Source organism: Afipia sp. DC4300-2b1, assembly GCF_049895725.1.
In the GTDB taxonomy this organism is placed as follows: Bacteria; Pseudomonadota; Alphaproteobacteria; order Rhizobiales; family Xanthobacteraceae; genus Afipia; species Afipia broomeae.
On record NZ_JAFCSX010000005.1, the window covers coordinates 1 to 26762 of the forward strand.

General features: G+C 61.3%; 24 protein-coding genes and 3 tRNA genes. 15 read left to right on the forward strand and 12 right to left on the reverse strand.

Annotation, left to right across the window (positions count from 1 at the left end; all coding sequences use genetic code 11):
- Positions 1-96: 96 nt before the first annotated feature.
- The 3 genes from ACP7AL_RS19625 to ACP7AL_RS19635 form a co-directional block, all read right to left on the reverse strand.
- The gene (locus ACP7AL_RS19625) at positions 97-582 is read right to left on the reverse strand and encodes a hypothetical protein (RefSeq protein ID WP_425993612.1); all 486 of its coding nucleotides are present in this window, start codon (positions 580-582) and stop codon (positions 97-99) included.
- A gap of 92 nt (positions 583-674) precedes the next feature.
- Positions 675-2084, reverse strand: a complete 1410-nt coding sequence (gene glnA, locus ACP7AL_RS19630) for a type I glutamate--ammonia ligase (RefSeq protein ID WP_425993613.1) — start codon at positions 2082-2084, stop codon at positions 675-677.
- A 117-nt stretch (positions 2085-2201) separates the two neighbouring features.
- Complete coding sequence (locus tag ACP7AL_RS19635; RefSeq protein WP_006020791.1) at positions 2202-2540, reverse strand: P-II family nitrogen regulator; 339 nt, start codon at positions 2538-2540, stop codon at positions 2202-2204.
- A 384-nt stretch (positions 2541-2924) separates the two neighbouring features.
- Here ACP7AL_RS19635 and ACP7AL_RS19640 point away from each other — a divergent pair, with 384 nt between their 5' ends.
- Positions 2925-4424, forward strand: a complete 1500-nt coding sequence (locus tag ACP7AL_RS19640; protein ID WP_425993614.1) for an NAD(P)H-hydrate dehydratase — start codon at positions 2925-2927, stop codon at positions 4422-4424.
- A gap of 103 nt (positions 4425-4527) precedes the next feature.
- Here the strand turns inward: ACP7AL_RS19640 and ACP7AL_RS19645 are convergent, their stop codons facing one another.
- The gene (locus ACP7AL_RS19645; protein WP_425993615.1) at positions 4528-5856 is read right to left on the reverse strand and encodes a multicopper oxidase family protein; all 1329 of its coding nucleotides are present in this window, start codon (positions 5854-5856) and stop codon (positions 4528-4530) included.
- Between the two features lie 186 nt (positions 5857-6042).
- On the opposite strand from ACP7AL_RS19645, the gene ACP7AL_RS19650 reads away from it, so the two are divergent.
- Together ACP7AL_RS19650 and tig are read left to right on the forward strand one after the other, a co-directional pair.
- Positions 6043-6127: transfer RNA gene (locus tag ACP7AL_RS19650), tRNA-Leu, on the forward strand.
- 165 nt (positions 6128-6292) lie between these two features.
- On the forward strand, positions 6293-7651 hold the full coding sequence (gene tig, locus ACP7AL_RS19655) for a trigger factor (RefSeq protein ID WP_425993616.1): 1359 nt from the start codon (positions 6293-6295) through the stop codon (positions 7649-7651).
- A 35-nt stretch (positions 7652-7686) separates the two neighbouring features.
- On the opposite strand, the gene ACP7AL_RS19660 is transcribed toward tig, so the two are convergent.
- Positions 7687-8133, reverse strand: a complete 447-nt coding sequence (locus tag ACP7AL_RS19660) for a MaoC/PaaZ C-terminal domain-containing protein (RefSeq protein ID WP_425993617.1) — start codon at positions 8131-8133, stop codon at positions 7687-7689.
- Positions 8134-8444: 311 nt separating this feature from the next.
- Here ACP7AL_RS19660 and ACP7AL_RS19665 point away from each other — a divergent pair, with 311 nt between their 5' ends.
- The 10 genes from ACP7AL_RS19665 (at position 8445) to ACP7AL_RS19710 (ending at position 20454) form a co-directional block, all read left to right on the forward strand.
- Entirely contained in the window at positions 8445-9077 is a 633-nt protein-coding gene (locus tag ACP7AL_RS19665; protein WP_006020786.1) for an ATP-dependent Clp protease proteolytic subunit, read from the forward strand.
- A 268-nt stretch (positions 9078-9345) separates the two neighbouring features.
- Positions 9346-12714, forward strand: a complete 3369-nt coding sequence (locus tag ACP7AL_RS19670; protein WP_425993618.1) for a CHAT domain-containing protein — start codon at positions 9346-9348, stop codon at positions 12712-12714.
- Positions 12715-12791: 77 nt separating this feature from the next.
- Complete coding sequence (locus ACP7AL_RS19675; RefSeq protein ID WP_425993619.1) at positions 12792-13244, forward strand: hypothetical protein; 453 nt, start codon at positions 12792-12794, stop codon at positions 13242-13244.
- A gap of 56 nt (positions 13245-13300) precedes the next feature.
- Positions 13301-13465, forward strand: a complete 165-nt coding sequence (locus ACP7AL_RS19680) for a hypothetical protein (RefSeq protein WP_245258739.1) — start codon at positions 13301-13303, stop codon at positions 13463-13465.
- Positions 13466-13501: 36 nt separating this feature from the next.
- The gene (locus ACP7AL_RS19685) at positions 13502-14269 is read left to right on the forward strand and encodes a hypothetical protein (RefSeq protein WP_425993620.1); all 768 of its coding nucleotides are present in this window, start codon (positions 13502-13504) and stop codon (positions 14267-14269) included.
- A 342-nt stretch (positions 14270-14611) separates the two neighbouring features.
- Positions 14612-15886, forward strand: a complete 1275-nt coding sequence (gene clpX, locus ACP7AL_RS19690) for an ATP-dependent Clp protease ATP-binding subunit ClpX (protein ID WP_006020779.1) — start codon at positions 14612-14614, stop codon at positions 15884-15886.
- 336 nt (positions 15887-16222) lie between these two features.
- Positions 16223-18652, forward strand: a complete 2430-nt coding sequence (lon, locus tag ACP7AL_RS19695; RefSeq protein WP_006020778.1) for an endopeptidase La — start codon at positions 16223-16225, stop codon at positions 18650-18652.
- 147 nt (positions 18653-18799) lie between these two features.
- A tRNA-Val gene (locus ACP7AL_RS19700) sits at positions 18800-18876 on the forward strand.
- Between the two features lie 99 nt (positions 18877-18975).
- A complete protein-coding gene (locus tag ACP7AL_RS19705; protein WP_425993621.1) occupies positions 18976-20043 on the forward strand; it encodes an acyltransferase family protein in 1068 nt (355 codons plus the stop codon).
- Positions 20044-20145: 102 nt separating this feature from the next.
- Positions 20146-20454, forward strand: coding sequence for a YciI family protein (locus ACP7AL_RS19710; RefSeq protein ID WP_425993622.1), 309 nt, complete (start codon positions 20146-20148; stop codon positions 20452-20454).
- A 25-nt stretch (positions 20455-20479) separates the two neighbouring features.
- Here ACP7AL_RS19710 and ACP7AL_RS19715 read toward each other — a convergent pair whose 3' ends face one another.
- The 7 genes from ACP7AL_RS19715 to ACP7AL_RS19745 all read right to left on the reverse strand — a co-directional run bounded on the left by ACP7AL_RS19715 (position 20480) and on the right by ACP7AL_RS19745 (position 24441).
- Positions 20480-20905 (reverse strand): hypothetical protein, encoded by a 426-nt coding sequence (locus ACP7AL_RS19715; protein WP_425993623.1) that lies wholly within the window; start codon positions 20903-20905, stop codon positions 20480-20482.
- Positions 20902-21096: a YodC family protein gene (locus tag ACP7AL_RS19720; RefSeq protein WP_425993624.1), complete on the reverse strand. Its 195-nt coding sequence runs from the start codon at positions 21094-21096 to the stop codon at positions 20902-20904. Before ACP7AL_RS19720 ends, ACP7AL_RS19715 begins: the two co-directional genes overlap by 4 nt.
- Positions 21097-21224: 128 nt before the next feature.
- The gene (locus tag ACP7AL_RS19725) at positions 21225-21806 is read right to left on the reverse strand and encodes a hypothetical protein (RefSeq protein WP_425993626.1); all 582 of its coding nucleotides are present in this window, start codon (positions 21804-21806) and stop codon (positions 21225-21227) included.
- On the reverse strand, positions 21803-23047 hold the full coding sequence (pepT, locus tag ACP7AL_RS19730) for a peptidase T (protein WP_425993627.1): 1245 nt from the start codon (positions 23045-23047) through the stop codon (positions 21803-21805). The genes ACP7AL_RS19725 and pepT overlap by 4 nt, the downstream gene beginning before the upstream one ends.
- 244 nt (positions 23048-23291) lie before the next feature.
- Positions 23292-23591 (reverse strand): HU family DNA-binding protein, encoded by a 300-nt coding sequence (locus ACP7AL_RS19735; protein WP_006020773.1) that lies wholly within the window; start codon positions 23589-23591, stop codon positions 23292-23294.
- A gap of 272 nt (positions 23592-23863) precedes the next feature.
- Positions 23864-23940, reverse strand: a tRNA-Asp gene (locus tag ACP7AL_RS19740).
- Between the two features lie 81 nt (positions 23941-24021).
- Positions 24022-24441 carry a MarR family winged helix-turn-helix transcriptional regulator gene (locus tag ACP7AL_RS19745; RefSeq protein WP_006020772.1) on the reverse strand — a complete coding sequence of 140 codons (420 nt, stop codon included), beginning with the start codon at positions 24439-24441 and terminating at the stop codon, positions 24022-24024.
- Positions 24442-24589: 148 nt separating this feature from the next.
- Between ACP7AL_RS19745 and ACP7AL_RS19750 the strand changes: the two genes are divergently transcribed.
- Complete coding sequence (locus tag ACP7AL_RS19750) at positions 24590-25468, forward strand: NmrA family NAD(P)-binding protein (RefSeq protein WP_425993628.1); 879 nt, start codon at positions 24590-24592, stop codon at positions 25466-25468.
- A 175-nt stretch (positions 25469-25643) separates the two neighbouring features.
- Positions 25644-26735 (forward strand): tartrate dehydrogenase, encoded by a 1092-nt coding sequence (locus tag ACP7AL_RS19755; RefSeq protein ID WP_006020770.1) that lies wholly within the window; start codon positions 25644-25646, stop codon positions 26733-26735.
- Positions 26736-26762: the final 27 nt, after the last annotated feature.

The following is a 26762-nucleotide window of genomic DNA, read 5'->3' on the forward strand; positions in this document are numbered from 1 at the left end:
CTTGCCCATCAGGTCAAGCATTCCATCAACCCCGATCTTGAACAGCAAGCCAAGGCCGCGTAGCCTGTTCAAACAGCGACGCCTGCCGAGCGAATTTCAACACGGCTCGGGACATTCCCAAGGATACCTTGGGAGCGTAATTGTAGCATCCAACGGAATGCTTAGTTCAGTGATGCTGGCTCTCACAAAATCACGAATCGTGCTTATGAGAGAGAATTCACCGAACCGGGTATTTTTTGCTGACACACCTGTTCCAAGATAGCGAATTTTGTTCGTATCGTTGAATTCAAACTCAAGAAACGACGATAGCTTTACTACTCGATCTGCATTCCGAAGCTTGTCGCCGTGTTTTTTCGTGTCGACAACGTCACCCAGCATCTGTCGCAGAGTTTCAACGGCGGGATCTGCCCATGCGCCGGTTCCGCGTATGGTTTCCGGGAAGTGGTATGCGGATGTCGCCGCTTCTTGCGCTAGCGCGATGATGTCGCTGTTGTTTTGCTGCACGCAGATATTTTCTGCACTTCTAATCAGCAAACGAAAATAAGGGCTCAGCACCTCATGATAGAATCTTTGATCTAGCATAAGTCGCTCCATGCGCCGTTTTTATGCAGGTCGATATGTGAAAAAGGCGCCCCGTTAGGAGCGCCTTTCCGTTTGCATAAGCCGCAGTCAGCTTACTGCGAGTAGTACATTTCGAATTCGACCGGATGCGGGGTCATCTCAAACCGCGCGACTTCGGTCATCTTCAGTTCGATGAAGCTGTCGATGAAGTCGTCGTCGAACACGCCGCCTGCCTTGAGGAACGCACGGTCCTTGTCGAGGTTCTCGAGCGCCTCGCGGAGCGAACCGCACACCGTCGGAATGGTTTTCAGTTCTTCCTTCGGCAGATCGTACAGATCCTTGTCCATCGCCGGGCCCGGATCGATCTTGTTCTTGATGCCGTCGAGACCAGCCATCAGCATCGCCGCAAAGGCGAGATACGGATTGGCCATCGGATCGGGGAAACGCACCTCGACGCGCTTCGCCTTCGGCGAGGTCGTGTAGGGGATGCGGCAGGAGGCCGAACGGTTGCGCGCCGAGTAGGCGAGCAGCACCGGCGCTTCATAGCCCGGGACCAGACGCTTGTAGGAGTTGGTCGACGGATTGGTGAAGGCGTTGATGGCCTTGGCGTGCTTGATGATGCCGCCGATGTAGTGGAGGCAGGTCTCGGAGAGGTCGGCGTACTTGTTGCCGGCGAAGGTCGGCTTGCCGTCCTTCCAGATCGACTGGTGCACGTGCATGCCCGAGCCGTTGTCGCCGTAAACCGGCTTCGGCATGAAGGTGGCGGTCTTGCCGTAGATGTGCGCGACCTGATGGATGCAGTACTTGTAGATCTGCATCTGGTCGGCCATGTGGGTCAGTGTGTCGAACTTCATGCCGAGTTCGTGCTGGGCGGAAGCGACTTCGTGATGATGCTTCTCGACCTTGACGCCCATCTTGGCCATCGAGCCGAGCATTTCCGAGCGCATGTCCTGCACCGAGTCCTGCGGCGGGACGGGGAAGTAGCCGGCCTTGGTGCGGATGCGGTGGCCGAGGTTGCCGCCCTCGTACTCGGTGTCCGAGTTGATCGGCAGTTCGGAGGAGTCCAGCCTGAAGCCGGTGTTGTAGGGCGTGGTCTGGAAGCGCACGTCGTCGAACACGAAGAACTCGGCTTCCGGGCCGACGAACACGGTGTCGCCGACGCCGAGCGCCTTGACCTGGGCTTCCGCCTTCTTGGCGATGCCACGCGGGTCGCGGTTGTAGGGCTCGCCGGTCGACGGCTCGAGAATGTCGCAGACGATGACCATGGTGGTCTCTGCGAAGAACGGATCGATCGTCGCCGTCGCAGGGTCGGGCATCAGGGTCATGTCGGACTCATTGATGGCCTTCCAGCCGGCGATCGAGGAGCCGTCGAACATCGTGCCTTCGGCGAAGATGTCCTCGTCGATCATCGAGACGTCGAAGGTTACGTGCTGCCACTTGCCGCGCGGATCGGTGAAACGCAGGTCGACGTATTTTACGTCGTTGTCCTTGATCGACTTGAGGACGTCTTTGGCGGTCTTCATGAATACCCCTTATGTCTGCTTTGGCTTTGGCGTCGTCGTGGAATGGTCTGGATACGGCGGGAACCTCGGCCAGCAGGAGGCTGCCGGCGAGGTGAGGGCGGATGAGGCTGGTCAGCTTCAAATGGCGTCGAGGCCGGACTCTCCCGTTCTGATGCGGATGGCTTCCTCAACGTTGGATACGAATATCTTACCGTCGCCGATACGGCCAGTCTGCGCGGCGCGCCTGATGGCGTCTATGGCTTTCTCGACAAGATCGTCGCCGATCACAATCTCAATCTTCACCTTGGGCAGGAAGTCCACGATATATTCGGCGCCGCGGTAAAGTTCGGCATGACCCTTCTGGCGGCCGAAGCCCTTGGCCTCGGTGACGGTAATGCCCTGAATTCCAACTTCCTGAAGGGCCTCTTTCACCTCGTCGAGCTTGAAGGGCTTGATGATGGCCTCGATCTTTTTCACTGAACGTCTCCCCGGCACTTCTACTGGCCTGTCTGTACTTCCATATCGCGCGATGGACGCGCTCGTCACGTCGGTTCGTCGTCACATCGTGGCCGCGGGAAGGTGAACAACCCGGAAAACGATAGCTGGCCCGCCTGGCTTCTGCCGGTGAGCGAGACAATCCGAAAGCCTCCCCTTAAAAGCAGGGTCTGTGCCAATTTATTAAGACGTGGAATTGGGCAACAAGATCATTCAGTTAGTGGGTGCTGTGCCTGTTTGTGCGGCTAATGCCGCAAGAGTGGAAGGCTATGAATTAGGCAATTGCATAAAAATTAGACTGATACTTTCCACCTCTCTCCTATCAGAGTGCCTCTGGATGAGGCGAACCGAACAGGCGAACAGCAAATGGAGCTCCTGACAGTCGCCGAGATGGCAAGCGCCGACCAGGCCGCGATCGCGGGCGGCACCAGCGGATTTGCCCTGATGCGAAGCGCCGGACAGGCGGTCGCGCTGGCGGCCGAGGCGATGGCGGAGCGGGGGCGGATTCTCGTCGTCGCGGGCCGTGGCAACAACGGCGGCGACGGGTTCATTGCGGCAGCCGAACTGGCGGCGCGCGGGCGGGACGTCTCGGTCATTCTGCTGTGCGACCGCGCCTCCCTGAAGGGCGACGCTGCGTTCGCCGCCGAAGAGTGGAACGGCGCTGTCCTGCCGTGCGATCCGCAGGCGATCGGCAAACCCAACCTCATTATCGATGCGCTGTTCGGCGCGGGTCTCAATCGTCCGGTGAAGGGCGACCCTCATGCGATGATCGCGGCGATGAACGCCAGCGGCGTTCCGATCCTGAGCGTCGATCTGCCGAGCGGCATCAATGGCGACACCGGCGAAGTGATGGGCATCGCGGTGGAGGCGTCCGCCACCGTCACGTTTTTCCGCCGCAAGCCGGGCCATCTGCTGCTGCCGGGGCGCGTCCACTGCGGCGAAGTCGATGTGGCCGACATCGGTATCGACGCCGACGTGCTCGACAGGATCGCACCAAAGACATTCGAGAACGTTCCGGACCTGTGGGCCGATGTGTTTCCGTTTCCGCAGGCCGACGGCCACAAATATGCGCGCGGCCACGCGGTGGTCGTCTCCGGCGATGTTGTCTCGACAGGCGCAGCGCGTCTCGCTGCGCGGGCCGCACTGCGCGCCGGTGCGGGGCTGGTCACGGTGGCGTCGCCGCGCGATGCGCTCGCGGTCAATGCCGCCGCGCTGACGTCGGTGATGGTTCGCGAGACCGAGACGCCGAAGCAGTTCGGTGACCTGCTTGCCGATAAACGGCTCAAGGCCTGTGTGATCGGGCCGGGGGCGGGGATCGGCGAGCGCACGCGCGAGATCGTGCATGCGGCGCTGTCCGCGCATCGCGGCGTGGTGCTTGATGCCGATGCGCTGACGAGTTTCGCCGGTGCCCCCGAAACGCTGTTTGCTGCGATCAAAAAACAAAACGATCCACAGGTTATCCTCACCCCGCATGATGGCGAATTCGGACGCCTGTTCAGCGCCTTGCGATCTGATGATCCACATGGGTCGAAGCTTGAACATGCGCGGCTAGCCGCGGTTCAATCGGGCGCTGTGGTGCTGCTGAAAGGCGCTGACACGGTTGTCGCCGCGCCGGACGGGCGCGCGGCCATCACCGCGAATGCGCCGCCGTGGCTCGCGACGGCGGGATCGGGCGATGTGCTGGCCGGGATCATCGGCGGCTTGCTGGCGCAGGGCGTACCGGCCTTTGAGGCCGCCTGTATCGGCGCATGGATGCATGGCGAGGCGGGGCAGGAGTTCGGTCCGGGCCTGATCGCCGAGGATCTTCCGGAGATGCTGCCGGCGGTGCTGCGCAATCTCTACGACGAAATCGGCATCGCTTACTGATCAGAGCGTGATGCGAGTTCTTTTCACCTCTCCCCACGGGAGAGGGGGTTCTATCTCCCCCGCGTCGGGGGCAAGCGTTTTCAAGTCGCCTGGATCAGATAGGTCACTCCACCGCATAACTGCGCACGAGTTTCGGCGCGGCCCAGTTGATTGCGGTCGCTTCCATCAGCCAGCGTCCCGGATATTCGGCCAGGAACGCAATGCGCTGGGTCTGGCCCTTGTCGAGCATCAGTGTGTCGAGCCAGAACGGTTTCCAGCCGTCGTCGAGCCGGTCGAGCAGGCGGAAGTGATGACCGTGCAGGCGGAAGGCGATGGGAGTTGCGGTAGGATTGCTGATCGCCATCACGACGGTCCGTCCGCGCTTGACGGCATAGGCCGCTGGCGTCGCCGCCGAGAAACCGGCGGGCGTGATCCACTGCGCTTTCGGGTCGAGCGAGAGATCGCTGCGCAGCGCGCCCTGAAGATTCAGCCGCGCGGGCAGATTGCCTGACGGCAAGGCGTCTGCCGGCGGCAACGGCGCGGCGCGGACCTGCGCATCGTTCGACATCGTGATCTGCGCGATCGTGCGCGGGCCGGTGCCGTCATGCAGGATGATCTTTGAGATTGTTCCCGGCGCGCGGGTCGCATCGATGAACGCGTCGATGCGGGAACCGGGCGCAAGCACGAGTTGTCCGTCACGGGCTGCGAACGGTTCAGCGGGTGCGCCGTCGATCGCCATCACGCGCACATCGTGATTTTCGATTCGCAGGCCGATAGGCGAGCGCGCGCCGCCGTTGATGAAACGCAGCCGCAGCCGTTCGTTGACCCTGGCGGTGATATCGAGGCTGGGCTGTCCGTTGACGGTGTACGCGGGGGTGGTGCCGTCCGGACTGGTTCCCGGAAGAATAGCGCTGCCGTCCGGCTTCACGCGCCATTCCTCGATCAGCAGGACGTCGTCGCGGTCCACTGGGACCGGCGGATTGTCCTCAACGATGAGCGCGCGGGCGGCCGCGGGCAGCCCTGAGGTTTCGCCAAGCTGCGTGTTGACCAGACACGTTCCCGATTGGCGCAGGGACACGGTGAACGTGGCCCGTCCGCCCGGCGGGACGGGGGCTTGTCCGGTCAGCGGGGATGCCGCCTGCGCGCCGTCGATTCCGAGCCAGTTCAGCGCGATAGGAGCGGAGAGTTCATTTGAAAGCGTAACGGCGAGGTCGCCCTTCGGGAATCGCAGGGGGCCTGACGCGCCGGACTCCAGCGCCCAGATCTGGCTTTTGGGCAGGCCTGCGCCCAGCATCGCCGCCGCAGGCCGGGCCCGCAGGGCCACGGCGGCCCCGGTCTGCGCCGATGCCTTTCCCTGAGCAAAAGCGGGCAGCCGCAGCGCGGAGGCAAGGGCGGCTCCGCCCAGTCCGGCCAGCAAAACCCGTCTGGAGGGCGAAAAAACCTGATTTGTCATGGTCGTTTTCATGGTCCATGCGGACCATTTTCCGCACCCCGTGTCCAGCGCGCGCTTGGCCGCGGCGGCGGACCTGCCTGCGCGCCCTAAGGCCGCGTTGCGAAAGCCATTTTTTTGGCTCGCGCAGCGGGTACACCATGTTATAAGCCCGCCGCTCGCGGCTGTGCCGGGACAGACAACCACTGCGCGCTCGTGGCGGAATTGGTAGACGCGCTGGGTTTAGGTTCCAGTGTCGAAAGATGTGGGGGTTCGAGTCCCTCCGAGCGCACCAGGCGCGATTTTTCGTTTGCGCGAAATTCTGGAGGAGATGTTCCTCGCGGGAACGTGTCCGCCGCACCACCGATGCATCCGAACGGCCCAGCGGCCGAATGGTTTGTATCCAACAGATTTACAACGACCCGGCGACGCCGGGTCAAGCCGGAAGAAGATTGACGCCATGCAGGTTACCGAGACCCTCGCCGAGGGATTGAAGCACGAGTTCAAGGTCAGCGTTCCCGCGTCGGATATCGATGCCAAGGTTGATGCCCGTCTTGTCGACATGAAGGACAAGGTCCGGCTGAACGGTTTCCGTCCCGGCAAGGTGCCTGTCGCTCACCTCAAGAAGGTCTACGGCCGCTCCGTCGCCGCCGAGACCGTCGAGCAGTTGATCCGTGACACCAACGCAGGGATCTTCACCGAGCGCGGTTTCCGTCTCGCGACCGAACCCAAGGTCACGATGCCGACCGAGGAAAAGGAAATCGAAGACATTCTCGCGGGCAAATCCGACCTGACCTATTCGGTCGCGATCGAAGTGGTGCCGGCGATCGAACTGGCTGACTTCAAGACCTTCAATGTCGAGAAGCCGGTGGCGGAAGTGACCGACGCCGACATCGACGAAGCGCTGAAGCGCATCGCTGACCAGAGCCGCCCCTATGAGGCAAAGGCGGAAGGCGCGAAGGCCGAGAAGGGCGATCGCGTCACCGTTGCCTTCAAGGGCACCATCGACGGCGTGGCGTTCGACGGCGGCACCGGCGAGAACATCCAGGTCGTGATCGGCTCGAACACTTTCATTCCGGGCTTCGAAGACCAACTCATCGGCATCGCGTCGGGCGAAACCCGCAACGTGAAGGCCTCATTCCCGAAGAACTATGCCGCGCCGAATCTCGCCGGCAAGGACGCGGAATTCGAGACCACCGCGAGCCTGATCGAAGCTCCGCAGGAGTCGAAGGTCGATGACGAGTTCGCCAAGAACCTCGGCATGGAATCGCTCGACAAGCTGAAGGAAGCCATGCGCGAGCGCCTCGTGCAGGAATTCTCCGGCGCCTCGCGCCAGCGCGTGAAGCGCACGCTGCTCGACAAGCTCGACGAGACCCACAAGTTCGGTCCGCCGCCATCGCTGGTGGAGGAAGAGTTCAACCTGATGTGGAACTCGATCAAGGCCGAGATGGAATCGACCGGCAAGACCTTTGCCGACGAAGACACCACCGAAGAGAAGGCGAAAGAAGAGTACCGGAAGATCGCGGACCGCCGCGTCCGCCTCGGCCTCGTCCTCTCCGAGATCGGCGAGAAGAACAAGATCACCGTGACCGACGATGAAGTCAGCCGTGCGCTGATCGACCGCGCGCGCCAGTCGCCGGGCCGCGAGAAGGAAGTGTGGGATTTCTATCGCAACAATCCGAACGCGCTGGCCCAGCTCCGCGCGCCGATCTACGAGGACAAGGTCGTCGATTTCATTCTCGAGCTTGCCAACGTGACCGAGAAAAAGGTCTCGCGCGACGATCTGCTCAAGGAAGAAGAAGACAAGACCGCGGCCTGATACCGGCCTCCGCGAGACAATCGGTCATCGCCGCCTCAGGGCTGGCGGTGACCGGCTCGCGAATGGATCACCGCATCGAGCGAAACTGACAGGACCTGCTGGGTTCCGTCCGTGATCTGGCTTTTCACCGTGACGACCGCGTTATTTCGCTCCGGCCTGTGCACCAGTGCCGCGATTTCGGCGTGTCCCGTGAGCGTCATGCCTGGGCGCACCGGCCTCATAAACCGGGATTCGATCCCGGCGCCCGCAACGCCTGCGACCCGCTCCCACATCGCTTCCACAATCAGCCGCTGATAGATCGCAAGCGTTTGCAGCCCGCTGGCGATCAGACCCTTGAACGGGCCTTTGGCGGCTGCGGCCGGGTCCATATGAATGAAGAGGGGATCGTACCGCTTTGCGAAGTCGATGATCTCGGCTTCCTCGAGCAGGTAATTGCGAAAGGGAAAGCGTTGTCCGACCGTGAGATCTTCGGCGTAAAGCATGAGGGTCCGGTTCCTGGCTGCGCGGAGCAGCCGACGATAGCAGGCCGGTTGCGCTTGGCCATTACCTCCCGGATAGGCGGGAAACGGCGAAAACCATTAACGATACACGCCAGAATAGCGCGTCCGGTGGGACCGCGTCGCTTTTCGCCTCCGGCCGAATCGGCTTCAACTGCCTTTTCCCGCTCTTGTGGCAGGGCTCTCCTGCTATATCTGTAGGGTCCGACCCTTCTGCATCACGAGGCGATTCGTCTGCCGGAACCCATCAAGCCCTCGGTCGTCCGGCTGTGCCTCAACTAACCTTCAGGTGATAAATGCGCGATCCCGTTGAAACCTACATGAACCTCGTGCCGATGGTGGTCGAGCAGACCAACCGCGGCGAGAGGGCGTACGACATTTTCTCGCGCCTCCTGAAAGAGCGCATCATTTTCGTGACCGGTCCGGTTGAGGACGGCATGTCGGTGCTGGTCGTCGCGCAGCTCCTGTTCCTCGAAGCCGAGAATCCCAAGAAGGAAATCTCGATGTACATCAACTCGCCGGGCGGCGTGGTGACATCGGGTCTGGCGATCTACGACACCATGCAGTTCATCCGCCCGCCGGTCTCCACGCTCTGCACGGGACAGGCCGCGTCGATGGGCTCGCTGTTGCTCGCAGCAGGCCACAAGGACATGCGGTTCTCGCTGCCGAACTCGCGGATCATGGTCCACCAGCCGTCGGGCGGCTTCCAGGGCCAGGCCACCGACATCATGCTGCACGCTCAGGAAATCCTGAACCTGAAGAAGCGGCTGAACGAAATCTACGTCAAGCACACCGGCCAGCCCTACAAGGCGATCGAGGACGCGCTGGAGCGCGACAAGTTCCTGACCGCCGAGATGGCGAAGGACTTCGGCCTGGTCGACAAGGTGATCGACAAGCGCGCCGAGGAAACGACGCCGAAGGCGCCGTAACTCGGGTTCCCGGCCTATCGTGACAGTCCATGCGGACGCCTTCGGGCGTCCGTTTTCGTTTGGATGGCACTACCCAATTGGATAGGTGGTTTTTGCGGTTTCGTCCGCGGGCCGTACTTGACCGCAATCTGTTATTGGCCGCTAATTGTCCCAATTGATCCGGGACTTTTGGCCCGTCTTATTTCGATCTGTATTTTTTGGACGGTCTCCAATTGCACTCCGGACACACCGCATTTTCGGTGGCTATGATAATGTCCGGGAGCAGGCCATGATGACTTCAGCAAAGAGCGGCGTGGCCGCATTTCTCGTTTCGCTCTGCTCGTTCATCACCACTGTTCCAGCCTCGGCCCTTGAACTCGAGCAGGCGCGCGAAAGCTGCCGCAACTCGATCGGCCGTCCCACCTACATGGCCTGCAAGCAGAGCGGCGGACCGCATGAAGCCTGCATGGCGCGCGCGAAAGCCGCTGCCACGCCGTGCGTGCGCAATGCGATGATGGCCGCACGGCCGAAGGCGGCGCTGTTCGACGCCGCGAAGGTGTCCGCGCCGAAGAAGGAGGACATCGCCGCGGGTGCCGCCGCGCTCGCGAAAGGCAATGCACCGCTGGTCGCGCCGCCGCGCACGGTTTCCGACATCACGGCCATTCTCGATCAGCAGAAACCTGATCCTGCCAAGATCGCCGAACTGACCGCGACCGCCGATGCTCCGGTGCCGGCCGGTCTGAAAGGGAGCGAACTCGCCGCGTTTCACTACAAGCGCGGACAGGCGCGGGTGCTGATCGGGCGCAGCAACGATGCGCTGGCCGATGCCGAGATCGCGGTCAACAACAGCAAGAACGACGACTACAAGCTCGTGGCCAGCCGTCATGAGGATTTTCTGATCCGCCGCCTGCGCGAGAAGGGCGAGCACAAGCGCGCCATGGCGATGTACAACAAGCAGGTCGCCACGTTCTCTGCGCCGGGAGGCAAGGGACGTCTGTTCGGGCTTCACAATGCGCTGGCGATTCTGGCGTTGCAGGCGGGGGATGTGAACCTCGCGGAGTCCTATGTCGCGCGAAACCGCAACCTGTTGAACGAGGCGCGCAAGTGGCCGGTGTTCTCGACCTACGGGATGGTCTGGCAAGCCACGCTGGAAGATGGCATCGGGCGCGTCGCGGAGGCACGCGGGCGCTACGCCGATGCCGAGGCCGCATATCACAAGTCGGCGGTGTTCTATGCCAACGCGATCCCGACCATGTCGCAATGGGAAAGCAAGCCGCCGGAAGGCGAGATGGAGCGGTATGTCGATTGGGCGACGGCGTTTGACGGGCGCACGAAGGTCAAGCAAGGGCGTGTCGGCGAAGGCGAAGCCGATGTCCGCCGCGCACTGCTGAGCCGCCTCAGCAAGTCCGGGAAATACCATGCCGATACCGCAGGCATCCTGTCAGTGTTCGTTTATGTGATTCAGGAGCAGGGCCGTTACGACGAAGCCGAAAAGCTTCAGCGCGAAGTGGTCAACATCTACAAGGGCCTCGGCTACGGCGACGATACCAACCAGGTGGTCAATGCCAATGTTTTCCTCGCGCAGATATTGAACCTCGGCCGCAAGTACGACGAGGCAGCGAAGCTCTACGATCAGGTCGATGCATGGACGGCGAAATGGGAACCGTCACGGCGCGAACGCGTGGACGGCGGCCTCGCCCGCGTCTCCATCATGCTGGCGCAGGGCAATTACGACAACGCGCTCGAAATCGCGCAGCGCTCGTATGAGCGCGAGAAAGGGCGCTCCGGCGACAAGAGCTTCAACACGGCAGTCGCGCGCGGTTACTATGCAATGGCGCTGGCGCGCAAGGGCAGGACCAACGAGGCGCTGCAGGCGTTCAAGGAGTCGATTCCGGTCTTGCAGGCGCCATCCGGCGGCAGCGATGACGATTCAGGATCGACCGCCGCGGCGCGCGAGGCGCGAATCCGGTTTGTGGTCGAGGCTTATCTGCGCACGCTGGCGCTCAATCCGGCGTCGGCCCCGCCGAACGTCGCCGAGGAAACCTTTGCGTTCGGAGACTTGATGCGCGGACAGGCGGTGCAGCGTGCGCTGCAGGCGTCATCCGCCCGTTCGTCCACGAGCAATCCGGAACTTGCCAAATTGATGCGTACTTCGCAGGACACCGAAAAGCGAATCGGAGCCGCGATCGCGACACTCAACAATCTGCTGACGCTGCCGCCTGCCGAGCGCGAGGAGAAGGCGGTGAAGACCACGCAGGCTGAAATCGCAGCGCTGCAGGCGTCGCGCACGCAGACCATGAGCGAGATCGCAAAGAAGTTTCCGGACTACGGCAATCTGGTGAACCCGCCACCGCCGAATGCCGGCGACCTGCAAAAGCAGCTCACTGACGACGAAGCTCTGTTGTCATTTTACTTCGGTCGCTTTGACAGCTTCGCCTGGGTGGTGCGGAAGGGGACGCCGGCTCAGTTTACCCGCATCAAGATGACGCTTGGCGATCTGAATGCGACTGTCACCAAGCTGCGCGAGGCGTTGGAGCCGAAGGCCGCGATGATCTCGGACATTCCCGCATTCGACGTGAAGCTGGCGGCGCAGCTTTACGACGATTTGCTGAGGCCGCTGGAAAGCGGGTGGAAGCCGGCGAAGAGCCTGATCGTCGTGACCAACGGCGCGCTCGGTCTGTTGCCGCTGTCGCTGCTGCCGACCGCCGCCTCCGAAGTCAAAGCCGGCGACGATCCGCTGTTTGCGAGTTACCGCAGCGTGCCATGGCTGGCGCGAACCCATGCGGTGACGCTGGTGCCGTCGGCATCTGCCTTGCAGACGCTTCGCAAGCTGCCGCCGGGCAAGGCGACGCGGCAGGATCTGATTGCGTTCGGCGATCCTTACTTCAGCCAGGAGCAGGCGGATGAGGCGGCGAAGACCGACAAGCTGATCCAGGTCGCGGATGCATCGAATGTCACCCGCGGAGTGCCGCTGAAGCGGCGCAACAGTCCGCAGCTTGAGGGCGTCGACAGCGCGCAGCTCGGCCAGTTGCCGCGTCTGCCGGATACCTCCGACGAGTTGACCTCGATCGCGCTCGCGCTCCAGGCCGATCCCACCAAGGTTCTCAACCTCGGCAAGGACGCGAACGAGAAGAAGGTGAAGTCGATGGACCTCTCCGGCTTCAAGATTGTCGCCTTCGCAACCCACGGGCTGGTGCCCGGTGAACTCGACGGCCTGACGCAGCCGGCGCTGGCGCTGTCCGCACCGGCGGTGTCGGATTCCGATGGCGACGGGCTGCTGACGATGGAGGAAATCCTGTCGCTCAAGCTCGATGCCGATTGGGTCGTGCTGTCCGCCTGCAACACGGCGGCCGGAGCAGGGGCGGGCGCGGAAGCCGCGTCGGGTCTTGGCCGGGCATTCTTCTATGCCGGCACGCGTGCGCTGCTGGTGACCAACTGGTCGGTGCATTCTCAGTCCGCCCGCGAACTCGTCACGGATCTGTTCAGGCGGCAGGCCGCCGATCCGAAGCTGACGCGCGGCGAGGCGTTGCGGCAGGCGATGATGGCGCTGGCTGACGGACCGGGTTACCTCGGCGCGGACGGCAAGACGGAGTTTGCCTATGCTCATCCGCTGTTCTGGGCGCCGTATTCCATCATCGGTGACGGCGGCGGGCGTTAAGGAAGGGCAGGCAAAGTGTCTTTCGAAGGAAGATGCCGTGCTGTAGACTTGCGGCATTGCGGTTGAGGAGATTTAAGATGCGACGCTCGCTGTTGCAGGTTGCGGTCCTCGCTAGCGGTTTTGCCTGGGCGGCTGCGATGCCGGCGAGCGCCGGCACGGTCCTTATTTCCGCCGATGAGGCCAAGCTTCCTCCGCCCGCAGGCGCGGTCGCTGTTGCCACCCGTGGCATCACACGTGGACCCAAGATTGCCTATGTCGCGACTGCCGATCCGGCGAAATCGCCGATGCGCCTGCAACTGAAGTTCGAGTCCTTCGGTGGTTCCAGGATCGATACCGATTCACTCAAGGTGACTTATATCAAGACACCGTCGGTTGATCTGACGCCGCGGCTGAAGCCATTCGTGAAGCCGGACGGGATCGACATGCCCGATGCTGAATTGCCGGCCGGCGATCACGTCATTCGCGTGGATGTGAAGGATTCGGAAGGCCGCACCGCGAGCACCAGCTTCACCCTCAAAGTCGCTCCCTGAGCGGCATGCCGGCGCATTGCCCTTTTTGCGCACAGCCCACCGCAGCCGAGGCGCTGGTGTGCAGCTCGTGTTCGCGTGACATCACGATTCCGGAATCGCTGATCGCTGAGCGCGACGACCTGCTGCGCAAGCGCGCGCTGGCCAGCGAAGAGCTTGTGCAGGCGAAGGCGGAACTCGAGGCGCTCCGGCTCCGCCAGCGCCTCACACTGCGGCGGAACTGATATGTCCGGGGCCAAATCTTACGCGACGGCATCCTGATGGAATGCCCTTTCTGCGCCGAGAAGGTGAAAGACGAAGCGCTGGTCTGCAAGCACTGCTCGCGTGATCTGCGGGTGGTCCGTCCGGTGCTTCGCGAGATCGAAGGCATCGTCGCGGATATCGAGAAGATCAGGCGCGAATTCGATAACGTCAGTGCGCGGCTCTACCGGCGGCGTCATCCTGTCAGATCGTTCGCGGTTCACAGCATCGGCTACATTCTGGTCCCGGCGATCCTGCTGGTCGCGGCGCATGTCATCGTGACCATCTTGCTGAATGTATCGCCGCTGTATCTGCGCATCGCCTCGGTGATCATTCCGTTGCCGTTCGGCTTTGCCATCTACGCGATCCAGAAGATCGGATATCGCGGCGCCGCGCTCGTCGGCATCCTCACGGCGCTGCTCAGCGTGTTCTGCATGCTGACCGTGACGGGCCTGAACGATCATGTTCCCATTCTGCCGAGGGGGTGGGTGGAATGGCGCGAGGTGCTCGAATACTCGGCGAGCATCGCGCTGGCGTTCCTCACCGGAAACATCCTGGGAATTCTGATACTTCAACTTCTGGCCAGCTCGCTCTCCCAGGTCGATCGGCCGAATATCGCGGCCTACCGTGTCGCGCGTCTCCTGGGGCCGTATGTCGGGGAGGATCAGCTCCGGCGCCGGGCGCGGATTATTCAGGAATTGATGCGCACAGCAGGTCCGCTGCTCGGCATCTTGTCCACAGCGGCCGGGTCGATATATGCGGGCCTCAAAGGTATCCTGGGTACATAACTGCCCATTGGCGGCCGCCGGCGGAGTTCCATCGGGCAAAAGCCCGTGTCATTCCCGCAACGCTGCAATGAATTCGACAGGCCAAGCTCCTGAAAACGCGCAAAATTGCGCCAAGATCACGGAGTTGAGTAATTGGGCGGTTAGCGAATTCTTGATAGTCGGGTGTCACCATGGTTGGCTAGGCACCGTAGGATCAGGATTCGATTGAGCCGTGATTCGTGCGGTAACTGAGGTGACGGGTCTTTTTTGGTACGGTTTTTGCTCCTATCTACACATCATCACGGTGTGTGCCGGGATGGGGCGAGCCCCTAAAACAAGATCGAGCGGCGGACGGAGATAGGAATGAGCAAGGTCGGTACGAGCGATTCAAAGAACACTCTCTATTGCTCGTTCTGCGGGAAGAGCCAGCATGAAGTCCGCAAACTCATTGCGGGCCCGACGGTATTCATCTGCGATGAATGCGTCGAACTGTGCATGGACATCATCCGCGAGGAGAACAAGTCGTCGCTGGTGAAGTCGCGCGACGGTATTCCGACGCCAAAGGAAATCTGCAAGGTTCTGGACGACTACGTGATCGGTCAGCAGCACGCCAAGAAGGTGCTCTCGGTCGCAGTCCACAACCACTACAAGCGTCTGAACCATCAGACCAAGCACAACGATGTTGAGCTGGCGAAGTCGAACATCCTGCTGATCGGCCCAACCGGCTCGGGCAAGACGCTGCTCGCGCAGACGCTCGCCCGCATCCTCGATGTGCCGTTCACGATGGCAGACGCCACGACCCTCACTGAGGCCGGTTACGTCGGTGAGGACGTCGAGAACATCATCCTGAAGCTGCTCCAGGCTGCCGATTACAATGTCGAGCGGGCGCAGCGTGGCATCGTCTACATCGACGAAATCGACAAGATTTCGCGCAAGTCCGACAACCCGTCGATCACGCGCGACGTGTCGGGTGAGGGCGTGCAGCAGGCTCTGCTGAAGATCATGGAAGGCACCGTGGCTTCCGTGCCGCCGCAGGGTGGCCGCAAGCATCCGCAGCAGGAGTTCCTGCAGGTGGACACGACCAACATCCTGTTCATCTGCGGTGGCGCTTTCTCGGGCCTGGAGAAGATCATCTCCTCGCGCGGCCGGACCACCTCGATCGGCTTCGCCGCTCAGGTTCTGGCGCCGGAAGATCGCCGCACCGGTGAAATCTTCCGCGAGGTCGAGCCAGAGGATCTGCTGAAGTACGGCCTTATCCCGGAATTCGTCGGACGTCTGCCGGTGGTGGCGACGCTCGAGGATCTGGATGAGGCTTCGCTCAAGAAGATCCTGACCGATCCGAAGAACGCGCTGGTGAAGCAGTACCAGCGGCTGTTCGAGATGGAGAACATCGAACTGACCTTCGCTGACGAGGCGCTTGGCGCGGTGGCCCGCAAGGCCATCGAGCGCAAGACCGGCGCGCGCGGGTTGCGGTCGATCCTCGAAAGCATTCTGCTCGAGACCATGTTCGATCTTCCGGGCCTCGAAGGTGTGGAAGAAGTCGTTATCTCGCGCGAAGTGGTCGAGGCGACGGCGCGTCCGCTGTACATCTACGCAGATCGTTCCGATCTCAAGGCGGAAAGCAGCGCAAGCGCCTAACGGGCAGACGGAACCGTCCAGGTTTTCAACACAAACCGGCTGCCGACCCCTCGGCAGCCGGTTTCTTGCCTTCTGCGACATTAGAACAATCCAGGAAAAACCCAAGACTGGCGGGGGTTTCCGCTCTCTTGACACCCCCATATGCGATAGCCACCTAATGATGTGCTGCCGCAACGTCAGTCGACCGAGTCGCAGCAAAAGCTACCCGGGCAGGGAGAGGCCGCACCACGGCCACTGGCTCAAAAGAGCTCTTTCTTTATCCGGCACACAAGGCACCTTGTGGCGGTCGCGTTCAGCGGACTGCGTGCAAGGGGGCGCAACAAAAGGAATATGGGCATGACAACTGCCTCAAAGCCTCGTCCAGTCATCGTTCACGGCGAAAGCCACTCCTATCCGGTGCTGCCGCTTCGCGACATTGTCGTCTTCCCGCACATGATCGTGCCGCTGTTCGTCGGCCGCGAGAAGTCGATCAAGGCGCTCGAAGAGGTGATGAAGAACGATGCGCTGATCTTCCTCGCGACGCAGAAGAACGCGTCCGATGATGATCCGGCTCCGGACTCCATTTACGAGATCGGCACGCTCGCCAGCGTGCTGCAGCTCCTGAAGCTTCCCGACGGTACCGTGAAGGTGCTGGTCGAGGGCCTGGAGCGCGGCAAGGCCGGTAAGTACGCCGACCGTACCGATTTCTATGAAGCCAGCGTCACCGCGCTTGCCGATCTCGATGCGAAAAGCGTCGAGGCGGAGGCCTTGTCGCGTTCGGTCGTCTCCGACTTCGAGAGCTATGTGAAGCTGAACAAGAAGATTTCCGCCGAAGTGGTGGGCGTCGTTCAGCAGATCACGGATTTCGCGAAGCTCGCGGACACTGTGGCGTCGCACCTCGCCGTCAAGATCTCCGACCGCCAGACCATCCTGGAAACGTTGTCCGTCTCCCAGCGCCTTGAGAAGGTGATGGGCCTGATGGAGAGCGAGATCTCGGTGCTGCAGGTCGAGAAGAAGATCCGCTCGCGCGTCAAGCGCCAGATGGAGAAGACCCAGCGCGAGTACTACCTCAACGAGCAGATGAAGGCGATCCAGAAGGAGCTCGGCGACGACGAAGGCCGCGACGAACTTGCTGATCTCGAAGAGAAGATCAACAAGACCAAGCTCTCGAAGGAAGCTCGCGAGAAGGCGGCGCATGAACTGAAGAAGCTGCGGCAGATGTCTCCGATGTCCGCCGAGGCGACGGTCGTGCGCAACTATCTCGACTGGCTGCTGTCGATTCCATGGGGCAAGAAGTCCAAGGTGAAGAAGGACCTCGTTGCCGCGCAGGAAGTGCTCGACTCGGATCACTACGGGCTTGAGAAGGTCAAGGACCGCATCGTCGAGTATCTCGCCGTGCAGTCCCGCGCCAACAAGCTGACCGGACCGATCCTGTGCCTCGTCGGCCCTCCGGGCGTCGGCAAGACCTCGCTTGGCAAGTCGATCGCGAAGGCGACCGGACGTGAGTTCGTGCGCGTGTCGCTGGGCGGCGTGCGGGATGAAGCGGAAATCCGCGGACACCGCCGCACCTACATCGGCTCGATGCCCGGCAAGATCATCCAGTCGATGCGCAAGGCGAAGACCTCGAACCCGCTGTTCCTGCTGGACGAGATCGACAAGATGGGCGCCGACTTCCGCGGCGATCCGTCGTCGGCTTTGCTTGAGGTCCTCGACCCCGAGCAGAACGGCACGTTCAACGATCACTACCTCGAGGTGGATTACGACCTCTCCAACGTGATGTTCATCACGACCGCGAATACGCTCAATATTCCCGGACCGCTGATGGACCGCATGGAGATCATCCGCATCGCCGGCTACACCGAGAACGAGAAGGTCGAGATCGCCCGCAAGCATCTCATCCCGAACGCGATCGCCAAGCACGGCCTGAACTCGAAGGAATGGTCGATCGACGACGAAGCGCTGTTGTTCCTGATCCGCCGCTACACCCGCGAAGCGGGCGTGCGTAACCTCGAGCGTGAGATTTCGACACTGGCCCGCAAGGGTGTGAAGGAACTCATGATCTCGAAGAAGAAGTCGGTGAAGGTGACCGCGGCCGTGGTCGAGGAGTTCCTCGGTGTGCCGAAGTATCGCTACGGCGAGATCGACAGCGAGGACCAGGTCGGTGTTGTGACCGGTCTGGCGTGGACCGAGGTGGGCGGCGAGCTGCTGACCATCGAAAGCGTCATGATGCCCGGCAAGGGCCGCATGACGGTGACGGGCAACCTGCGCGACGTGATGAAGGAGTCGATTTCGGCTGCTGCGTCCTACGTCCGCTCGCGAGCGATCAACTACGGCATCGAGCCGCCGCTGTTCGACCGCCGCGACATCCACGTGCACGTGCCGGAAGGTGCGACGCCGAAGGATGGTCCGTCTGCCGGTGTCGCGATGACGACGTCCATCGTCTCGGTGCTGACCGGCATTCCGATCCGGCACGATGTCGCCATGACCGGCGAGATCACGCTGCGGGGCCGGGTGCTGCCGATCGGCGGTCTGAAGGAGAAGCTGCTTGCGGCCGCGCGTGGCGGCATCAAGACGGTCTTCATTCCTGAGGACAACGCCAAGGACCTCACGGAGATTTCCGACGCCATCAAGGGCGGCATGGAAATCATCCCGGTCGCGCGGATGGACGAAGTGCTGGCCAAGGCGCTGGTGCGGGTTCCGACCCCGATCGTCTGGGAAGAGGACGTCAAGGCGCTGGCAACGCCTGAGGCCGATGAGACCACAGGCGGCCTGACCACTGCGCACTGAGCGATACGCGGAATTGATGATAAAACGGCGCCTTCGGGCGCCGTTTTTTATGTCCGATGCCCTCAAATGACGGCGATGCCGGGTTGCGCCGAAGGTGTCCGCCCGGCTAAAACACGCGGGCATCGTCGCTCGTTCGGCGAACATTGAGGGCGGCTAGCTCAGCTGGTTAGAGCATCTCGTTTACACCGAGAGGGTCGGCGGTTCGAATCCGTCGCCGCCTACCATTCTGTTTTTCCAACACCCGTTCCCACGCAAGTTATTCGCGGCTTTCCCGAATGAAGCAGCCACTTTTCAAAGCGGCAGGCCCAGCTATGGCGGCAAGCATGGCGGAGGAACGAAATGCCGGGCTGGACGGCCTTCGCGGTTATGCCGCGATCGTTGTCGTCGTCTTTCACTCGGTTCTTGGATTGGACGCGACACAGATCGAGAGAATCCTGCGCGGCCACTGGTCGAATTTTGATCCCTACGAAGGATTAACAAAAGTCTTTCTGAAGATTTTCGACGGCGAGGCAGCCGTCATGCTGTTCTTCGTCTTGAGCGGTGCGGTTCTGTTTCGCAGCCTGATGCGCGAGGAGGGCGGCATCGGCGGTGTCGCCGTGAAGTTTTACGTTCGCCGCGTCTTCCGGATTTATCCGGCGCTGTTTGTCTGCCTTGTCGCCTGTTCACTGGCTTTCGCGGCCGGCGGGCGCGGGATCACACTCGACGATTTTATCAGCAACGCGCTGCTTTATGATTTCAAGGTGAATGGCGCGACCTGGACGCTGAACGCCGAGATGATTGCGCCGTTGTTTCTGCTCCTGTCCTATCTGGGGTATCGGGCGAGCAGGGGATGGGGACTGGCTTTTGTCGCTTTCGGCCTGATGTATCTGCTCGAATTACCTCAGCTTGACGGTTATCTCACGTATTTCAGGGGCTCCTGGTATTGTTTCGCGCTGGGGGCTCTCATTCCGACAAGAGCTGGCAGGGCGGTCGCGTCAGCGCTCCCGACATGGTCATGGATCGGCGCAATCGCCTGCGCGATTGTTCTTCGCTGGCCGCTGCGGGAGGCTTCGATCGCCGTGCTTGTCGCGATGGTTTACTATCGCCGCACCCCTGCGATCGAGGCGTTTCTGTCCGGCAGCATCTCGCAATTCCTCGGCAGGATCAGCTTCAGCTTCTACCTTTTCAACGTGTTGTTCCTGGAGTTGATTTGCGACCGGGTGCGTCAATATCCGTGGGCGGCGGCGCATCCTCTGGAGGCGGGTATCGCTGTCGCTGCCGTCGTCATCGCGTGCACCATTCCCGTGGCCTGGATCTCGTGGACCTGTATCGAAATGCCCTTTAATCGCCTTGGACACCGTTTGACTGGCCGGCCGCGCATGACATCGGCCGCTCAGCCGGCAGTGCCATGATGGATCGCGTCACGAAGCGGAGTCATGGCGCCGCCATCTTGACGGCCTAGACATTCTTTCAAGCGGACTATTCCTCGTTTCTTTTCCACTGCGGAGTTTCAGATGAAGTACTTCCTTTGCCGCTTCGTTCCTCCGGGGCCGGACTTCCTCAAGACCATGACCCCCGAGCAAAAGGTGCTGATGAAATCGCACGGCGAGTTCTTGCAGGCCTTGCTGGAGCAGGGCGGCGTTCTCGCGCACGGGCCGGTGGCCGATCCGGCGGGCGGCTGGGGCATGTCGTTGTTCGAAATGACCGACGACGAGAGCGCCGACGATGTCCGCGCCATCGTTGCGGAGGACCCGATGGTCAAGGCCAACATCGGCGCACGTTATGAGGTGTTGCCGATGCTTCAGTTGCGGATGCGGGGGTGAGTATCTGCGGTTGCCAACCCGTCTGCTACTCAGTGAATTCTGGGACTTGCCAGCCGTAATTTGAGTTGCAGCGCGGGCATTTGTTCACGTTCCCGTCCTTTGTTGGCACTATGCGAAGATGGATGTAGCGCCCCTCATCACTGCATACGGGGCAGAATGCTTTTCCTCTTGGCCCATCATCCTGCTTGCGAAACAAGAATCCTTGAACTTTGATTGTTTCTTCTTCACGGTAGCGCACCGCTGAACGCAGCTTTTCCAACTCTTCCTTTTGAAGGCGTGCTGCTTCCTGCGCTTCCACAAGGGCAACTTTTGCATCAGCTAACGCAGAAGTCACATTAGCTACTTGGAGCTTGAATTCTGCCTCTTGAACTCCGCGGTCGATCTCTCGCAGTGTCTTTACAATTCCAAGTGCGGTGCTGACCGCGCTAATGCCTTCGGCAATTGTTGTCATTTGCGGCTTTCGATCTTTTCGAGGTATTCAGCAGCAAATAATTCCTCCAATCGTGTCGATCCATTGAACCAAACGCAATGGACGGACTCTTGGCTGTCATAGCCGTAGATGCCCTGCGGAGACGAAACGGTCATGCGAGGGCCGCCGGATTTGATTTGCACGAGATCGCCGATTTGGAGTTTTTCGCTCAAGGACATCCCCACTGAATTAGTCAAACAAATTCAACCCGGTTTGAAATAAAATCAAATGACCAGAAGCGAAACAAGAGTGTCGCTCGCAGATTGACGAGCCAAATTGATCTTGGGTTAGCGCCGCCCCACTATTTCTTGGTCAGCACGAACTGCGATTGCGTCAGCCGGCACGGCTTGCCGTCCGCGCAATCGGCCAGCGCCAGCAGCTTCGCGCTGCGGACGAGACGCTCCTTTGTGTCCTCGGAGCGGTGCGGCGTCAGCACGCTCATCGCGGTGCGCAGCGAATCCGCGATCTCGTCGTTCGCCCTGGCGTCGGTTCTGTCGGTGAGGACAGCGACATCGATGATGTCGTGGTTGCGTGCATCGATGTCGATAAAGACCAGACCAATCGGCAGCGGTGCGAGCGCCACATTGTCGAACCTGCAGGTCCATGCGTTCTGACATTGCGACAGCAGACGGCGTCCCTGCGGTTTCCACAGGCAGTCCGGTTTGGCATTCGCGCGCACGAGGCAGACCGCGATGTCGGGCGCGGCGTTGAGATTGAGCTTTGAATTGCCAAGCCGCGGCACACCGTCCCATGGGCTGCCGTTGGCCTTGGTAGCATCGGCCGTGACCGTCATGTCGAAGCGCGGCTCCTGCGTCTGTGCGCTGAGCGGCACAAGGAGAGCGAACGCGAGCAGCGCGGCGAGGCGGTTCACAATCCGGATCATGCCTTTTCCTCCCAAATCGCGGCGAGATGCACGATGGTCCGCACCGCCGCTTCCATGTCCTGAACGCTGACCCATTCGAGGCGCGAGTGGAAGGCATGCTCACCGGCGAAGACGTTGGGACAGGGCAGTCCCATGAAGGACAGCCGCGAGCCATCGGTGCCGCCGCGAATGCTGCTGAGGACCGGCTGAAGCCCCGCGCGATCGATCGCTTCCAGTGCGTACTCGACCACTTGCGGATGGCGGTCGAGAACTTCCTTCATGTTGCGGTACTGTTCCTTGACCTCAAAGGTATAGGACGAGTGCGGGAAGTCCTTCATGACGCCGCGCACGATGTCCTCCAGCAGCGCCTCCTTTTCTTTCAGGCCCTGCACGGTGAAGTCACGCACGATCAGCGACAGCACGGCGCTGTCGAGGCCGCCCTGAAGCCCGACCGGATGCAGGAAGCCTTCACGGCCCTCGGTGGTTTCCGGGGCAAGGTCCTTCGGCAGCCGGTCGACGATGCGGGAGGCGATCTTGAGCGCGTGCTCCATCTTCCCCTTGGCGAAGCCCGGATGGATGCTGACGCCCTGGATGGTGATGGTCACACCATCCGCCGAGAACGTCTCGTCCTCGAGGTGGCCCGCGCTTTCGCCGTCAATGGTGTAACCGAAGGCGGCGCCGAGCTTCTTCAGATCGACCTTGTCCGCTCCGCGGCCTATTTCCTCGTCCGGCGTGAAAAGAATTTTGATCGCGCCGTGTTTTATCTGTGGATTGGCGATCAGGACCTGAACCGCATCCATGATTTCGGCGACGCCGGCCTTGTTGTCGGCCCCGAGCAGCGTGGTGCCGTCGGTGGTGACGATGTCGCTGCCGATCTGGTCTTTGAGCGCCGGATTGTCCGCCGCGCGAATAACCTGGGACGGATCGGCGGGCAGAACGATGTCGCCGCCCTGGTAGTTGCGCACGATCTGCGGCTTCACATCCTTGCCGGTGCAGTCCGGCGAGGTATCCATGTGCGAGCAGAAGCAGATCACAGGGACGGTCTTGCCGGTATTGGCGGGCAGCGTCGCATAGACGTAGCCATGCTCGTCCATGTGCGCGTCGGTCAGACCGAGATCGCGCAACTCCTGCGCGAGCAGGCGGCCGAGGTCTTTCTGCTTCTCGGTGGACGGGCAGGTGGGTGATGACGCGTCCGACTGGGTGTCGATGCGCACATAGCGCAGGAAGCGGTCGAGAACGGTGTGGGAGAAATTGATCGCCAAATTTGCTCCGTCATCCTGAGGTGCGAGCCGCGTTTGCTGCGAGCCTCGAAGGATGCGCGGCATGGGCGCCGCGCCGTCGCCCTTCGAGGCCTTCGCTCCGCTACGGCACCTCAGGGTGACGGCGAGCGATACGCAATGCTGTTGTGTTTACTTAACCCACAGATGTAAAAGCGCCACCCAAAAGAAAACGCCATCCCGGCGGAGCCGGAATGGCGTCAGGGCCTTTAAAGTCTGGATGCCGGTCTTAGACGGCTTCCTTCAATTCCTTGGCAGCGCGGAAAGCAACCTTCTTGCTCGCCTTGATGTGGATCGCTTCGCCGGTTGCCGGGTTGCGGCCCATGCGGGCGGCGCGCTTGCGGACCTGGAGGATTCCGAGGCCGACGATGCGGATACGCTCGCCCTTCTTGAGGTGCTTGGTGATCTTGGTGACGAGGTCGCCGAGGATGGTTTCAGCGGTCTTCTTCGACAACTCGTGCTCTTCGGCGAGAGCGGCGGCAAGGTGCTTCAAAGTGACGGTCGCTGGGGTAGCTGCTTTCTTTGCCATATTTGGCCCTCCTCGTGGATACTAGGCTTCACAAAACTAACGATACATCAGGGCTTATTTGATTCGGGAGCGTCCTGACTACGAGTTTTGCCCGTAAATAGCGCCTTATTTAAATCGGCGGTGGAAAAGAGCCTGACACACAAGGGGAAATGCAACAACACCCTCGCAAATGTGGCCTCGGAACGGGCGTGGCGTGTCGGCCCGATCCCGGACGGACGGCGTAGCCGGCGTGACCGTGCGAAGTAGGAACTGATTGTTTTTATGAGATAATTTGGCGCGAGAGACGGGGCTCGAACCCGCGACCTCCGGCGTGACAGGCCGGCGCTCTAACCAACTGAGCTACTCCCGCAAGGCCGCATCAGCGGACCGCAGGGTCCCGGACTTAAAGGTGCCGCCCTGCCAAGTCAAGCACTGCAGACTTTTTACACGATCAGTCTGTGACCGCGCTGAGTACGGAGCGAAATTGCGCCGCAAACCGCGCGCCGTGCTTCTGTTCGAAGCTGTCGTGGGCGTTCCGCCAGAGCGGATAAGCCTTGTCGAGGAGGGAGCGGCCTTTTCGCGTGAGCAGGATGTCGCGGCTGCGACGGTCTTCCTTTGAAACCCTGACGTCGACGAGGCCATCGCGTTCGAGGGGGCGGAGATTCTTCCCCATCGTGGTGCGATTCATCACCATCAGTTCGGCCAGCCGGTTCACCGACAGGCCGCCTTCCTTGTTCAGCGCCATCAGGAGCATGAACTGCGTCACCCGCACGCCTGAGGGCGCAAGCGCGGCGTCGTAGATCTGTGTCATGCGGCGCGCCGCCTTGCGCACGGCGAAGCAGTTGCACGTGTCCAGTCCCGGTTGCGCCATGACCTGTCCGATTCCTGTTTCAAGAGTTCCGGCCGTCGCGGCCGGGGATCAAAAAATTAGGAGAACATTCTCTTGTTTTTGTCAAGCCATTGCCAAAGACCGGCTTGGATAATAGGAGCATATGCTCTTAATATCTGAGGAGATGAAAATGAGCGATTTGATGCTGGTGACGGGCGCGACGGGATCGACAGGGAAGGCCGCCGTTCGCGAATTGAGACAGGCGGGCGCCAGGGTACGGGCGTTCGTTCACAGGGATGACGCGCGCGCCGATGCGTTGCGGGACCTCGGCGCGGAGGTGATGGTCGGCGATCTGCTGGACCTCGCTGCCGTGCGGGCCGCAACCAGGGGCGTGACGGCAGCTTATTTTGTCTATCCGATCCGGAGTGGACTGGTCGATGCGACAGCGTATTTCGCGCAGGCGGCTTCAGAAGCGGGTGTGAAGTTCATCGTGAACATGTCGCAGATTTCGGCGCGTTCGGATGCCAAGAGCAACGCGGCTCGCCAGCACTGGGTCTGTGAACGGATGCTGGATCGGTACGGCATTCCGGTCGTGCATCTGCGCCCGACCTTCTTCGCCCAGTGGCTTCTGTATTTCGGCCGCGGCAGCAGGATAGCTTCGACGGGCCAGATCGTGCTGCCGTTCGGGGAGGGGCGTCACGCGCCGATCGCGGGAGAAGATCAGGGGCGGTTGATCGCTGCGATTTTGAGGGACCCGGCACCTCATGCCGGAAAGACCTATCCTCTCTATGGTTCCACCGAAATGAACCACCATGAGATCGCTGCACAGGTCAGCACGGTGCTCGGCAAGAAGATCAGCTACACCGCGCAGTCCATTCCGGACTTCAAGGCGCAGCTTGAAAGCCTGCATGCGCCGCAGCACCTGGTTCAACACCTGTGCGAGGTGGCGCAGGACTATCAGGACGGCATCTTCGCCGGCACCAACGATATCATCGAGCGTGTCACAGGCCGTCCGCCTCTGACGGTTCCTGAGTTCGTCGAACTCCACCGGGCGGAATTTTCCGCCTGACTTCGGCGGGTCCCGGACGGCGCGTGCCGCACGGGGCCGGACCGACCGCTCATACGGCCGCGCCACGGGCATCCCCACCCAGCACGATTGTCATTTCAGCCGGGACGTTATCTCCTGTATTGCTGCCCGGCGACGCAGGATCGACCGCGCTCAAAATCATGTGGGGAAACATTTAATGCCGACCACCAGCACCGGGACCAACAGGAAGTACAGACTGGCCGTAATTCCCGGCGACGGCATCGGCAAGGAAGTGGTCCCCGAGGGACTGCGGGTGCTGGAAGCGGCGGCCAAGAAGTTCAACTTTGAACTGACCCTCGACAGCTTTGACTTCGCCTCCTGTGACTACTACCAGAAGCACGGCAAGATGATGCCGGACGACTGGAAGGCCCAGATCGGCAGCCACGATGCGATCTTCTTCGGCGCGGTGGGCATGCCATCTATCCTGCCGGACCACATTTCGCTGTGGGGATCGCTGATCCAGTTTCGCCGGGAGTTCGACCAGTATGTGAACCTTCGGCCTGTTCGCCTGATGCCCGGCGTGAAGTCGCCGCTGGCCGGCAGAAAGCCCGGCGATATCGACTTTTTCGTCGTACGCGAGAACACCGAGGGCGAATATTCGTCCATCGGCGGCCGCATGTTTCCGGGGACCGACCGCGAGGTGGTGATCCAGGAAAGCGTCATGTCACGCACAGGCGTCGACCGGATTCTGAAGTTCGCCTTTGAGCTTGCGCAAAGCCGCCCGAAAAAGCACCTGACGTCCGCGACGAAATCAAACGGCATCTCGATCACCATGCCGTACTGGGACGAGCGGGTGGAGGAGATGGCCAAGGCCTATCCGGGCGTGAAGTGGGACAAGTATCATATTGATATTCTGGCCGCGAACTTCGTCCTGCATCCCGACTGGTTCGATGTCGTGGTCGGCTCCAACCTGTTTGGGGACATCCTGTCGGACCTCGGTCCGGCCTGTACCGGCACCATCGGGATCGCCCCGTCCGGCAGTCTCAATCCGGAACGCAAGTTTCCCTCGCTGTTCGAGCCGGTTCACGGGTCAGCGCCGGACATTGCCGGGAAGGGGATTGCCAATCCGGTCGGGCAGATATGGTCGGCGGCAATGATGCTGGATCATCTCGGCGAGCCGGAAGCGGGCAAGGCGATTGTGACGGCGATCGAGACCGTTCTGGCAGACGAGAAGCTGCGGACGCGGGATCTCGGCGGACAGGCCGACACGGTTGCATGCGGCAAGGAAATCGCGCGCATCTTGTCATAAACGGCGCCCGGGATCAGGGACTACGCC